Annotated in this window: 12 protein-coding genes; 7 read left to right on the plus strand and 5 right to left on the minus strand. The window is 71.7% G+C overall.

Annotation, left to right across the window (positions count from 1 at the left end):
• The first annotated feature begins 947 nt into the window (after positions 1 to 947).
• The 3 genes from ACFFRH_RS26455 to ACFFRH_RS26465 all read left to right on the plus strand — a co-directional run bounded on the left by ACFFRH_RS26455 (position 948) and on the right by ACFFRH_RS26465 (position 4,584).
• Positions 948 to 2,723 (plus strand): RICIN domain-containing protein, encoded by a 1,776-nt coding sequence (locus ACFFRH_RS26455; protein ID WP_386160314.1) that lies wholly within the window; start codon positions 948 to 950, stop codon positions 2,721 to 2,723.
• A gap of 419 nt (positions 2,724 to 3,142) precedes the next feature.
• Complete coding sequence (locus ACFFRH_RS26460; protein ID WP_344748812.1) at positions 3,143 to 3,736, plus strand: TetR/AcrR family transcriptional regulator; 594 nt, start codon at positions 3,143 to 3,145, stop codon at positions 3,734 to 3,736.
• Positions 3,733 to 4,584 (plus strand): alpha/beta fold hydrolase, encoded by an 852-nt coding sequence (locus tag ACFFRH_RS26465; RefSeq protein WP_386160316.1) that lies wholly within the window; start codon positions 3,733 to 3,735, stop codon positions 4,582 to 4,584. The genes ACFFRH_RS26460 and ACFFRH_RS26465 overlap by 4 nt, the downstream gene beginning before the upstream one ends.
• Positions 4,585 to 5,135: 551 nt before the next feature.
• Here the strand turns inward: ACFFRH_RS26465 and ACFFRH_RS26470 are convergent.
• Together ACFFRH_RS26470 and ACFFRH_RS26475 are read right to left on the minus strand one after the other, a co-directional pair.
• Positions 5,136 to 5,351 carry a hypothetical protein gene (locus ACFFRH_RS26470; protein ID WP_386160318.1) on the minus strand — a complete coding sequence of 72 codons (216 nt, stop codon included), beginning with the start codon at positions 5,349 to 5,351 and terminating at the stop codon, positions 5,136 to 5,138.
• Entirely contained in the window at positions 5,348 to 5,977 is a 630-nt protein-coding gene (locus ACFFRH_RS26475; protein WP_386160320.1) for a TetR/AcrR family transcriptional regulator, read from the minus strand. The genes ACFFRH_RS26470 and ACFFRH_RS26475 overlap by 4 nt, the downstream gene beginning before the upstream one ends.
• A gap of 108 nt (positions 5,978 to 6,085) precedes the next feature.
• Between ACFFRH_RS26475 and ACFFRH_RS26480 the strand changes: the two genes are divergently transcribed.
• Positions 6,086 to 6,964 (plus strand): alpha/beta fold hydrolase, encoded by an 879-nt coding sequence (locus ACFFRH_RS26480; protein WP_386160322.1) that lies wholly within the window; start codon positions 6,086 to 6,088, stop codon positions 6,962 to 6,964.
• A gap of 8 nt (positions 6,965 to 6,972) precedes the next feature.
• Here the strand turns inward: ACFFRH_RS26480 and ACFFRH_RS26485 are convergent, their stop codons facing one another.
• Positions 6,973 to 8,403, minus strand: a complete 1,431-nt coding sequence (locus tag ACFFRH_RS26485) for an alpha/beta hydrolase family protein (RefSeq protein ID WP_344748802.1) — start codon at positions 8,401 to 8,403, stop codon at positions 6,973 to 6,975.
• Positions 8,404 to 8,802: 399 nt separating this feature from the next.
• On the opposite strand from ACFFRH_RS26485, the gene ACFFRH_RS26490 reads away from it, so the two are divergent.
• Positions 8,803 to 9,567, plus strand: a complete 765-nt coding sequence (locus ACFFRH_RS26490) for a Mut7-C RNAse domain-containing protein (RefSeq protein WP_344748801.1) — start codon at positions 8,803 to 8,805, stop codon at positions 9,565 to 9,567.
• 104 nt (positions 9,568 to 9,671) lie between these two features.
• Here ACFFRH_RS26490 and sigJ read toward each other — a convergent pair whose 3' ends face one another.
• Positions 9,672 to 10,553: an RNA polymerase sigma factor SigJ gene (sigJ, locus tag ACFFRH_RS26495; RefSeq protein WP_344748800.1), complete on the minus strand. Its 882-nt coding sequence runs from the start codon at positions 10,551 to 10,553 to the stop codon at positions 9,672 to 9,674.
• Between the two features lie 104 nt (positions 10,554 to 10,657).
• Between sigJ and ACFFRH_RS26500 the strand changes: the two genes are divergently transcribed.
• Positions 10,658 to 11,428: an SDR family oxidoreductase gene (locus ACFFRH_RS26500; protein ID WP_344748799.1), complete on the plus strand. Its 771-nt coding sequence runs from the start codon at positions 10,658 to 10,660 to the stop codon at positions 11,426 to 11,428.
• A gap of 128 nt (positions 11,429 to 11,556) precedes the next feature.
• On the opposite strand, the gene ACFFRH_RS26505 is transcribed toward ACFFRH_RS26500, so the two are convergent.
• A complete protein-coding gene (locus tag ACFFRH_RS26505; protein WP_425581845.1) occupies positions 11,557 to 11,757 on the minus strand; it encodes a DUF4287 domain-containing protein in 201 nt (66 codons plus the stop codon).
• Between the two features lie 237 nt (positions 11,758 to 11,994).
• Here ACFFRH_RS26505 and ACFFRH_RS26510 point away from each other — a divergent pair, with 237 nt between their 5' ends.
• Positions 11,995 to 12,777 carry an SAM-dependent methyltransferase gene (locus ACFFRH_RS26510; RefSeq protein WP_344748798.1) on the plus strand — a complete coding sequence of 261 codons (783 nt, stop codon included), beginning with the start codon at positions 11,995 to 11,997 and terminating at the stop codon, positions 12,775 to 12,777.
• The last annotated feature ends 44 nt before the right edge of the window (positions 12,778 to 12,821 follow it).

Here is a 12,821-nt window from a genome sequence, read left to right on the forward strand (position 1 = left end):
GGATCGGCATGACCCCAGGTCCGGCTCGCGCTCTGATTCCCTGCCGCACCGTATGGCGTGATCATTCTACCGACGGCCGTCGGACGGGTCCCTCTCCCGCGCGCCCACCGGCGGGCCGTCGTCGACGGTCCTTGACGGCCTGCGTCACCCCGTGGATTCTGGGCCGGATCATCGAACCGATTCGCCTCAACCGCCGTCATCCCTCTCCGCCCGGTCGGAGCCGCGGGCGCCGGATCCGTGCCCGGCCGACTCGGTCTCTCCCAGCCTCTCCCAGCTCGGCCAACAGCCACACGAACTCTCCCAGCTCGGTCAACAGCCACCTACGAAGATCCGTTCATCGCGGAAAGGACCGCACATGCATCCCGCGAATCGGCGCGGATCGGCGCCGACGTTGCGCGCCTTCGCCAGGCGAACGCTGGTAGCGCTGTCCGTCCTCGGCCTGGTCGTGCCCCGCACGACCGGTTCCGCCTTGGCGGCGACCGTCCAGGTCGCCCCCGTCGCCCCCGTCGCACCGTCGGACTCGCCGGCCACGGCGCCGGGTCGGCGACGAGAACGGCTACGCGCGCCAGTCGGAGTGGTCGGTCGTGCCCACCAACGGCGATCCCGCCACCGCCGCCGACACCGTGCTGCCGGTGCCCGGTTTCAACGGCGTCCGGCAGGAGTCAGCAGTGCTCGAAACCATGCGTTTACTTCCATAACACACGTTGTTGACATCACTGACAGCGAGATCTAGGCTGCGGTCGAATCGATTCGACGTAGGGACATCCTGGTTTTCGCGCCCCCCTTCCCCCCACGAAGCCATTCCACTCACATGTGCGCGCAGCACTCAGGAGTGAGGAGAGTCCAAGATGAACGTTGGCGACATCGTCCGCCGAGCCCGACTGTGGCGTCTCACGCCATCGCACCCGGCCCATCCGCCCCGCCCCCACGCGCCTGAGGCGTCACATGTGGACATCGCACCCGGCAGACGACACAGGAGCCGCCGCGCGATCGCCGCCTTTCTCGCCGTCGGCGCCCTCGTCGCGGGTCCCGTCGTGACGTCCGCCACGCCGGCCCAGGCCGCGGACCAGTCCATCGCCGTCGACTTCTCCGCGGGCGGCGGCACTCCGACCTACCGTGCCTCCGGCTGGATCTACGGCATGACCGAGAACGCGTCGGGCCCGCCCGACCAGTTCTTCACCGACGTGAAGTTCCGGTACATGCGGGCCGGTGGGGCACAGCTCGACAGCCCGGGTGGCTGGGTGTCGGGCAAGTACGACCGGCGGTGGAACGCCACCCGCGCCCAGCTGCTGCGCACCCGGTCACTGGGCAGGGAGTTCATCCTGCTCGTCCACGACCTGTGGGGCGCCGACGGCTACCCGATCTCGCGCTTCCCCGGCGACAACGGCAACTGGACGGACTACGACAACTTCCTCACCCGTCTGATCGACGACGTGCGGGCCACCGGCGCCCCGGTGCAGTGGGACCTGTGGAACGAGCCCAACATCACCTTGTTCTGGAACCGCCCCCAGTCCCAGTACTTCGAGCTGTGGCGGCGCACCTACCAGCGCATCCGGGCCGCGTTCCCGACGCAGCTCATCGTCGGACCGAGCTGCGCGTGCGTGCCGTCCACCGGCCACGCCTTCTGGAACCAGTACCTCGACTACGTCAAGGCCAACAACGTGGTCCCCGACATCATCAGCTGGCACTCCCTGCCGGGCGACCCGGTGGCCAACGTGGCGGCGGCCGACACCACGTTGAACTCCCGTGGCATCCCGCACCCGCGGCCCTACCAGATCAACGAATACGGGGCGTCCAACGAGCAGAACCCCGCCGACGGCTCCTGGTACATCGCGCGCCTGGAGCGGGCCGGCGCCGACGGCCTGCGCGCCAACTGGGCGGGCGGGGGAAACCTGCACAACGACCTCGGCAACCTGCTCGTCCGCAACTCGGCGGGCCAGTACCAGCCGAAGGGCGAATGGTGGGCCTACCGCTTCTACGGCTCGCAGACCGGCCAGATCGTGTCCGTCACCCCCAGCGCCTCGTACGACGCGTTCGCCACCAAGGCGGCGGGGACGGCCAAGATCCTGGTCGGCGGCGGCACCACGACCGGCAACATCGCCGTCAACCTGCGGCGCCTGGACGCCACGAGCGGCATCGTGGAGAACAACCAGGTGAGGGTCGTCGCCGAGCGCATCCCCCACAACGGCGGCGGCGCCGTCACGGCCCCGGTCACCGTCCAGAACTCCGTGGTGACCCTGTCCGGCAACGGCGCGACGGTCAACCTGCCGCACACCGCCATCGACGACTCCTACACCATCACGCTGCTGCCCCCCTCCTCCGACCCCGGCAACGGGTCGACGTCGGTGTTGCGCAACGTCAACGCCGGCCGGTGCCTGGACGTCCCGAACTCGACCACCACCAACGGCACCCAGCTCCAGCTGTGGGACTGCGGCAGCGGCACCAACCAGCGCTGGACCTCCACCTCCGGTAAGCAGCTGCAGGTGTACGGCAACAAGTGCCTGGACGCCTCCGGGCAGGGCACCGCGAACGGCACCCAGGTGATCATCTGGGACTGCAACGGCGGCACCAACCAGCAGTGGAACGTCAACGCCGACGGCACCATCACCGGCGTGCAGTCCGGCAAGTGCCTGGAGGCGAGCAACTTCGGGACCGGCAACGGGACCAAGGTGCAGCTGTGGTCCTGCACCGGCACGAGCAGCCAGAAATGGACCAGGAGCTGACCCGCCGGCACGTGGAATGCCTGGACTCCATCCGGACCCGGCCGCGCCTGCCTTCGCGGCGGGGACGACCGTGAGAGGCCCGGCGGCGAGATCCTTCTCGCCGCCGGGCCCGTTGTTCACGAATCGATTCGACGGACCGTAGAGCTCGCGTGACCGCGGGCCGCCTTCCCCGAGAAGGGGCCGGGCATCGAGAAAAGTCTCATCCGGTCTCCCTTCGCGACACATCTCCAGCGCCCGTGCCTGGGCACGGCTTCACGGAGACGTCATCTCCCGACGGGATGCCACCGGCTCCGGAAACCCCTGTCCAGAAAGCCGAGGCGCGAAGACCTCCCGATCCGCTTTGACATCCTCGGACCCCAAGGTTCATCCTAGGGTCATTAGTTTTTTCCTAATGATCCTAGGATGAAGGTGGGGTGCGCATGGCGCGGGCCGGGTTGACGCCGGACCGGGTGACACTCGCGGGCGCCGAACTGGCGGACGAGGTCGGGCTCGACCACGTGACCATGTCGGCGGTGGCGAGGCGGCTCGGGGTGAAGGACGCGAGCCTGTATGCGCACGTGCGCGGCCTGGAGGACCTGCGCGGGCGGATCGCGCTGCTGGCGGCGGACGAGAAGACCATCCGCATCGCCGAGGCCACCGCCGGGCAGGCGGGGAAGGACGCGCTGGTGGCGTTCGCGAACGTCTGGCGGGCCTACGCCCACGACCACCCCGGCCGGTACACCGCGACACAGATCCCGACGCAGGTCGACCCCGAGCTCGCGGCCCGGGCACCCGGGCCGCGGCGCGCGGTCGAGCTGACCTACAGCATGCTGCGCGCCTACGCACTGGCCGAGCCCGACCTGACCGACGCGGTTCGGCTCGTGCGCAGCACGCTCCACGGCTTCGTCAGTCTCGAGGCGGCCGGCGGGTTCGCGCACGCGCGCCCGGCCGAGGATTCCTGGGCCCGCTGCCTCGACGCCCTGCACTCCCTCCTGGAGCACTGGCCCGCATCCCGTGAAGGAGACCCCTCATGACCGACCCGACCACCGGCCGCCTGCGCGTGGACGGCGCCACCCTGCACTACGAGGTGCGTGGAAGCGGCCCGCTCCTGCTGCTGATCCCCGGCGGCGCCGGCGACGCGGCTTCCTACGACGGCATCGCCGACGACCTGGCCGCCGACTACACGGTCGCGTCCTATGACCCGCGCGGCCTGTCCCGCAGCCCGCTGGAGGACCCGCGGTCCACCCAGCGGGTCGTGCGGCATGCCGACGACGCGTTCCGGCTGCTGCGACTGCTGTCTCCGGACGCGCCCGCGCGCGTGGTCGGCTGCAGTTCAGGGGCGATCGTCGCGCTGCACCTGCTCACCGCCCATCCCGAGCGGATCGAACGCGTGGTGGCGCATGAGCCGCCGGCGGTGGAGGTGCTACCGGACGCCGCCGAGCACCGCGCGCTGCTCGCCCGCGTCCAGGACACGTTCCGCCGGGACGGCCTGATGCCCGCGGTGGCCGAGTTCGCGGCGGGCCTGCGGCGGCCCGGTGCCGAGGAGCCCGTCACCGCCGAGGCGGCCATCGAGCTGCCGCCGCGGGCGGCGGCACGAGCTGGACGGACGATGGCGAACATGCCCTACTTCCTCGGTCGTATCGTGCCGAGCTTCATGGCCTATGTCCCGGACGTGGAACGCCTGGCGGCCCTGTCGGACCGGCTCGTGCTCGCGGGCGGCGCGGACTCGCGCGGCGAACTGCCCTACCGTCCCGCCGCCCTCCTCGCCGAGCGGTTCGGCACGGAGCTCGTCCACTTCCCCGGCGGGCACACGGGCCTCAGCACGCACCCCGCCGAGTTCGCCGAACTGCTCCGCAAGGTGCTGGCACCTACGCCGGAGTAGGTCCAGGCGTCGGGCGATGATCTGGTCGGGGAATGGTCGGAACGTGTCGTCGTCGAGCCGGCGGCGCAGTTGCTCGCGTTCGTCGTCGGTGATCCGGTCGGCCATTCCCAGCGGGTGACCCGGCGCGCTGTGCCGCGGGCCAGCACGATGCGCGAGGCTCGCCCCATCTCGTGTTCGGCGACGACGTAGGGGGCGCTCCGCTCCCGAACGTGTCCCCGGCCGCCAGGTATATGGGGCGTTACTTACTGGTGAAGCCGCCTAGCTCAACTGTCGCGAGTCGTCGTCGCCAGGGGGCCTGATGGTGACGTTCCGTATTCTCCGCCCTGACACCGAGCCTGGCCGCCCGGGCACCCCTTCGCGAGGAGAGCGGCCTTCCCCGGCCCTGAGGAGGAACCTGGTCCAGGTGTTGGCGAGCCAGACGGTGAAGCGCCGGAGCGCGGTCGGCGCCGGGGTTGAGGAACAGCGGGACGGTCATCGGCGGTAAACCGCTGCGTCGCAGGTCGCGGGAGACTGTACAGGGTGTCGGGGCGGCGCCTTCCGGAGGCGTGCCCTCACTTCAGCGGGCTCTGACCACCTGGCCCTTTCACATCCGACCGGCTCACCGCCGTCCACGCGCTGAGCCACTCCTCGGCACCGCTGTGCGAACCGGCCGAGGCGGCCGGAGCGGCCGGCACCGCGTGGTAGCCGGGTTGTTGCAGGGCCAGGGCCAGGGCGGCGTACGGCTGGACGTCGCCGCGGATGCCGTGGGTGAGGATGAGGATCTTCATCGTATTCTCCGCTTCGTGGCGGCGGCGTCCCAGGCGCCGAGCAGGCGCTCGTCGGTGAACACCCCGTGGGTGAGCATGTCCAGGGAGGTCCGCGAATAGCGCAGGGGCGCGTCGGTGCCGTGCAGGTCGGCCACGCCCAGCACCCTCGACAGGTGCTCGCCGAAGGCGAGCGGCGCCAGCAACCAGGTCACATACAAAGCCGCGCGGGCCCGGGGATCGTCGGCGGGGCGGACCCATCCTTCGGCGCTGCCCTGCTCCAGCCACGCGGCGGTGGTCTCGACGATCTCGTCGAACAACGCGGCCGCCTCGGGGGTGCCGTCCAGGAAGGCGCGGGCCAGATATCGCCGTACCGGTTCGGCCTCCTCCAGCATGGCGGCCAGCCCGGCGGCGTCTTTCAGGTCGGCCGGGTCGTCGGGATCACCGCGCACCAGCGAGATCACGTACTGGTCGCACGCCGAGCGCAGGCCCTCCTTGGAGCCGAAGTGGTGCACCACCAGGGCGGGCGAAACACCGGCTTTGGCGGCGATGGCCCGGATGCTCACCCGGGTGGCGCCTTCGGAGCCGAACAGCTCCAGGGCCGCGTTCCCGATCCGGGCCCGCGCGGTGAGATCACTGTCTGAACGCATGTTCAGCATGCTAAACAAACGTTCAGCCTTGTAAGGAAGAGGTGGGGTGTCAAGAATGCGGTAACGGGTGGTTATGCGGCCGTTGGGCGCATGCGAGCATTTCGGTCCATGACGGTCGTGGAGCGAGAGACGATCACCGCCCGCCTGGTGGCGGGTGCGGTGGAGTACCGGCTGGAGGGCGACGGCCCCGAGACGGTCGTGATCTTCCACGGTGGTCACATGCGGGCCGGGCTGGCCCTGGGCGAGGAGGTCTTCACCTCCTCCGGCCACCGGGTGCTCGTGCCTTCCCGTCCCGGATACGGGCGAACCCCGCTGGCTACCGGCGCCACGCCCGCCGCCTTCGCCGACGTCGTCGCGCAGCTGTGCCGCGCCCTGGGCATCGAGCGGGTCGCCGCGGTGGTGGGCGTCTCGGCGGGCGGGCGCACCGCGCTGACCATGGCCGCCCGCCACCCGCGCCTGGTGCGCCGGGTGATCCTGCAAAGCGCGGTCGGCTTCCTGCCCTGGCCCGGCGACCGGCGCATTCGCCTGGGCGGCCGCCTGGTGTTCAACGCCCGCGTCGAGGCCGCCACCTGGGCGGCGGTACGGCTGCTGATGCGCGGAGCGCCGGGGACAGGGTTGCGGTTGTTGCTGCGCGACCTGTCCACCCGGCCCGTCCGCCAGGTCATGGCCGGCCTGAGCGAGCGCGACCGAGCCGAACTGACCACGCTGTTCACGCTCATGCGCTCCGGTGCGGGCTTCGTCAACGACATGCTGCCGGTGCCCGACTGCGCCGGGCAGCTCACCCAACCGGCCCTGGTCATCGCCAGCCGCACCGACCGCTCGGTCCCCTTCACCCACGCCGAATCCCTCGCCGCGACCATCCCCCGGGCCGAGCTGGCCGAAAGCCGGGCCGACGGCCACATGATCTGGTACGCCCCCGACTACCCCGCGCTCACCATGAAGATCAAGGACTTCCTCGCCACGCCCCCGCGCACGACGTCCGGATAGCCCCTCTCCTACAGGACGGTCAGGTGGCCGTACCTGGACAGGGCCGCGGTCAGGCCGCCGGATTCGCCGCGGAGTGTGGCGTCCAGGAAGGCGACGGTGGCCGCCGCGGTGATGCGCGGCCCGGCAGTCCGGCCGAGGGAGCCGACGAGCGCGGGCAGGGGCGGCAGGAAGAGCGGGGCATCGGTGAAGGTGAGGTGCGCCGTGCCGGGGACGGTGAGCCGGTAGCCCGTCGCCGTACTGAGCTGGAGCACCCGGGTGAGGCGCGGGATGTAGTCCGGCTCCTCGCCCGGTTTGACGTCGTGGGTGAGCGCGAGCACGGGCTGGTGGAACGGTCGCGTCGCGGGGTCGCGGGGGAAGCCGTCCAGGTCGATGACGGCTGCGAACCGGGGGTCCTGGCAGGCGGCCTGCAGGGCGGCGGCGCCCCCGAGGGAGTGGCCGGTCGCCGCGGCGCGGCGGGTGTCGAGCCGCCCGACCAGGAGGCCCGGGATCTCTCCACGGTCCAGGCGGCCGAGCTGGGTGAGTACGAAGCCGAGGTCGGCGGCCCTGACCGCCGTCCACCCAGCCGCGCGCCTGTTGTCCTCCGCCTGGTCGCCGGTGGCCGCAACCCGGGTGCGGATCGTCCGGCCGTCGGTGAGGGTGACAACGGCCGAGTCGTATGGGTGGTCAAGGGCCGCCACGACGTACCCGCGGCTGGCCAGTTCCTCGGCCCAGGCGGTGTTCTGGGTGCGCACGCCCCCGAGGCCGGGTGAGAACAGCACCACGGGGAACCGGTCGCCTCCGCCGGCCACCGGGGCATCGGGCACCGAGCGCGTGCGGGCGCGTGACGGCTCGTCGAGAACGAAGCGCGGAAGGCCGAGGTAGTCGGCCTCGCCGCGGGCGACGAGCCGTGCTTCTTGCGCCGTGCGGCCGAGGTACCACGCCCGCCGGGCGGCCGGGAGACCGCCCTGCGCGGGATACCAGAGCTGGACGACGACCGTCCGCTTGTCATCGGTCCTGGACGTGGCGATTTCCGCGCGATCAGGGTCGGTCCACTGCACGACGGTGGTGCCGACGGCGTAGGCGCCCGATGGCGTGGGGAACACGGGCAGGGGCAGCGCCCACGCCGCCGCCGCGCCCGCGAGGACCAGGGCCAGGCATGCCACCGATCCCGGCAGGGCCAGCCACCATCGAGTCCGCCGCGCGGGCCGCCCGGCACGCCGTCTCAGCAGGGAGGGAGCAGCGAACGCCAGCGCGATGGCCCCACCTGCGAAGACGAGGAGGAGCTGCCAGCGGATCCCGAGCACGGCCAGCACGGTCGCGGACACCGCGAGAGCCACCGCGCCGGCCAGCGTCGAGGGTCGGCGCGCCCCGGGCGGCAGCCAGCGGGCCAGCACCAGCACGACGGCGGCCGCCGAGGCCAAGAGCTCTGCGAGGGGCAGGCCGAATACGGTCACATTCATGTGACCACCATGGCGGAATGACCTCAGCCAGACATCGGCCCAATGTCGGGAATCGTATGCGACCCTGGCATGACCTCTCGCGACCCGTCTGCGACCGGGGTCGCAGGGGTCCCCGGTCGGGAGCGAGGGCCGGCATCGCCGGACCACCAGGTCGTCATCGTGGCCTGGCCCGGAACGTCCGGCGGTAGGCGCCGGGCGTCGAGGTCGGCGCCGCGCCCGCCGCCGACCTCGCCGCCCGCCGCCTCCACCGGCCCCGACGCGACCGGGATCACCCACTGCCGCGGCCGTACCGCGCGGGACACAGCGCGACGAACGCCGCCCTGACCCGTTGTTCGAACGGTCCCGCGAGCCGCCGTTAATGCGTGTCGGGGTGCCTGGGGCGGATGGCATGCTGACGCTGTGAGCGAAGAATCCGATGTCAGCCTGCGTATCGCCACCGAGTTGCTGCTGTTCCTGCCCGCGCGGCGGCGGCGTGAGTGGCAGCGGGTGGCGCCCGACGGGACATCGACGCTGGGCCATGTCGTGGAGTCACTCGGCGTCCCGCTGCCCGAGGTGGGGCTCCTGACCGTCGAGGGCGTGGAGGTCGGCAGGTCCTACCAGCCCGTCGCCGGTGACGTGGTCCACGTTCACCCGGTGCCCCGCCCCCAGCGGGTGCCCCTCGAACCCGGGCGGCACGCCCCCCGGTTCCTGCTCGACGTCCACCTGGGCACCCTCGCGCGACGGCTCCGCCTGCTGGGCGTGGACGCGACCTACCACAACGACATGGACGACCCCTCCCTGGTCGCCGAGGCGAACAGGGAACGCCGCGTGCTGCTCACCCAGGACCACCGCCTGCTGTGCCGCCGGGCGCTCTGGTTCGGTGCCTACGTACGGGGCACCAAGGTGGACGACCAGCTCCGCGACCTGCTGGACCGGTTCGGGCCACCGCTGCGGCCGTGGACCCGCTGCACGGCCTGCAACGGGGAGCTGGCCCACGTCGACAAAGCCGAGGTCGACCGCCTGCTGGAGGCCGGGACCAAGCGCTCCTACGACGTCTACGGCCGATGCCCGGAGTGCGGCCAGATCTACTGGCGCGGCGCGCACAGCGGGCGTCTGGAGGAGATCGTACGCTCGGCCATGCGCACGGCCCGCCCGGAGTCACAGGTCGGCGGGGGTCCACGCTGAGGCGGGCCGGTCCCGTGCCGGGATCAGCGCGGGGTGAGGCACCTCCGGCGGTCACGGGAACGCGCGTCGGCCCGATGTCGCCGTGACGTCCTGTCAAGGGGTGATCAGTCGTCAAGGGCCGTCAGGTCGAGCCGGTCCAGCCGTTCGGGGTCGGACAGCACGTCGATGGCGAGGATCCTGCCGTCCGTGACGGTGAAGGCCATGACGGACAACGGCCGTCCGTGCGCGACGACGACCCCGGCGGCTCCGTTGACCAGCGCCGGGCGCGCGAACGGGGAGAGCCGCCCGAAGGTGAGCGCCTGCTCGGCCACGTTCCGCGCGCCGGTGATCACGACCGTGTGGCGGGCCCGCGCGACGCCGCCGTCGGACCGGAGCACGACGCCGGGGTCGAGCACGGCGACGAGCGCGTCGAAGTCGCCGTCGCGCGCGGCGGCGAAGAAGGCGTCGACGACCTCACGCTGACGGGCGAGATCGGGGTCGGGAGCCGGCGCCTGTCCCCGTACCCGGCGGCGTGCGCGGCTCGCGAGCTGCCTCGCCGCGGCCGGGGACCGCCCGACCATCGGGGCGATCTCCTCGAACGGCACCGCGAACATGTCGTGCAGCACGAACGCGAGCCGTTCGGCCGGCGACAGGGTCTCCAGCACCACCAGCAGCGCCAGCCCGACCGAGTCGGCCAGCAACGCCTCGTGCTCGGGGTCTCCCCCTTCCTCCCGGCCGACGATCGGATCGGGCACGCGCGTCTCGAAAGGTTCCTCGCGTCGCTGTTCACGCGAGCGCAGCACGTTCAGGCACACGCGCGCCACCACCGTCGTCAGCCACGCGCCGAGGTTCTCCACGCCGCCGGTGTCGGCGCGGCCGAGCCGCAGCCAGGCGTCCTGGACGGCGTCGTCGGCCTCGCTCACCGAGCCGAGCATCCGGTAGGCCACCGCCCGCAGACGAGGCCGGTGCTCCTCGAAACGCTCGGTCAGCCATTCGCGCTCGTCCACCCGTCACATTCCTTCCTCGCGGAGTGTCGTAACCGGTAGACCCGCGAAACCCGGCCGATGTGACCGGAAGAGCGGTTCCCACCGAAAAGGAGCCTGGAGAAATCATGACGTCATCCATCCTGCTCACCGGCGGCACGGGCACGCTCGGGCGCCTCGTCGTGCCGCTCCTGCGAGACGCCGGCCGCACGGTGCGGGTGCTCAGCAGGCACGGCCACGAACCCGGGGACGGCGTCGAGTACGTGACCGGTGATCTGCTCAAGGACGAGGGGATCGGGCCCGCGGTGGACGGGGCGGAGACCGTCCTGCACCTCGCGGGCGGTCCCAAGGGCGACGACGAGGCGACCCGGAACCTGGTGCGGGCCGCGTCGCGGGCCGGGGTACGGCACCTGGTGTACATCTCGGTCATCGGAGCGGACCGGGTCCCGCTGGGCTACTTCAGGTCCAAGCTGGGCGCGGAACGGGCCGTGGCCGGGTCCGGCCTGCCGTGGACGACACTGCGCGCCGCCCAGTTCCACGACCTGGTCCTGAACGTGGTGCGGCAGATGGCGAGGCTGCCGGTGATACCGGTCCCGGGCGGCCTCCGGTTCCAGCCGGTCGACGCGCGCGAGGTGGCGGCCCGGCTCGTGGAACTGACGCTCGGCGAGCCGTCCGGCCTGGTGCCCGACCTGGCGGGACCGAAGGTGTACGGGATGGCCGAGCTGAGCGGCGGATACCTGCGGGCGCGCGGCGGGCGCCGGTTGACGGTGCCGGTCCGGATACCGGGAAAGGCCGGCCGCGCGTACCGGGCCGGCGAGAACCTGTCCCTTGAGGGTGCCGCCGTGGGCAGGCGGACCTGGGAGGACTTCCTGGCGGAGCGGGTTGCCCGGAAACGGTGAGAGGGGCCCGCGCCAGGGGGTGCGAGGAGGGCCGGTGAGAAGGGCCGGTGAGAACCGGAACTCCGGGTTCGGGCTCTCCCGGCCCCTTCGGGGTCAACCGGCCGGATCCCCCGCGAGCCCGGGACGGTTCACGTGCCGTCGGCCTCGGCGAGGGTGTGCGCGACGAGGGCGTTGGCGTGGCCGTGCCCCAGGCCGTGCTCGGTCCTGTGCCAGGAGACGAGTTCCATGTGCCTGGTCAGGGGCGAGGAGCGGATGAGCTCCCGCCACTCGGCGATCGGGCGGCCGTACTTCTTCTCGATCGGGGGGGAGTAACTCGCCGGGCCCTTCACAGTGTCGGTTATGTCCGTAGTATCCCATCCACCTGGTGCGTTCTCCCTCGATCGGCGCACGGCGCCGGGTTCCGGCCGGACAGCACGGAACCAAGATCATATAATTCGGGGTCAAGGTCCACAGATGGGCGTAATCTCCCTGAAGGACACCCGAAGGCAGGAGATCCCCTCATGGCCGATGAGCCGACCGTCTCGAACCCGTCATCCCGTTCGTCAGAGGACGAGCGGAGGCCCGGGATGGAACGGATCGACGCCGAGGTGCCGCACTCGGCTCGCATCTGGAACTACCTGCTGGGCGGGAAGGACAACTTCGCCGTCGACCGTGAGGCGGGCGAGAGGGTGTCCGCCGTCTTCCCCGGCATGGTCGACGTCGCCCGCCACTCCCGGTACATGCTCGCCCGCGTGGTGCGTCACCTGGCCGGCGAGGCGGGCATCCGCCAGTTCCTGGACATCGGCACCGGGCTGCCCACCGTCGACAACACCCACGAGGTCGCCCAGCGGGTGGCGCCGGAGTCGCGCGTCGTCTACGTGGACAACGACCCCCTGGTGCTGGTGCACGCCCGTGCGCTGCTCACCAGCACGCCCGAGGGCGCCACCGACTACATCGAGTCGGACGTGCGCGACCCCGAGCACATCCTGCGGGAGGCCGCGAGGACGCTGGACTTCGGCCGGCCCACCGCGCTCATGCTGATGGGCATCATGGGCCTGATCGGCGACCACGACGAGGCGTTCTCGATCGTGCGCCGGTTGATGCGGGACCTGCCCTCGGGCAGTTACCTGGCGCTCTACGACGGCGTCGACACCGACCCGGCGTACGTCGAGGCGATGCGCCGCCACAACTCGGGGAGCGGCGTGGTCGCCTACACGCCGCGCAGCCCCGAACTCATCACCCGCTACTTCGACGGCCTGACGCTGCTGGAGCCCGGTGTCGTACCGGTGCAGCGGTGGCGGCCGGATCCCACCCCCTGGGGCGACGCTCCCGAGGTGGCGTGCGCCGGCGGCGTCGCCCGCAAACCCTAGCCGCGTCACCTCGCTTGCCCGGCACCGCCGCCCGCACGAGGACC

It is taken from the genome of Streptosporangium vulgare (assembly GCF_042428775.1).
GTDB classification, from domain to species: domain Bacteria; phylum Actinomycetota; class Actinomycetes; order Streptosporangiales; family Streptosporangiaceae; genus Streptosporangium; species Streptosporangium vulgare.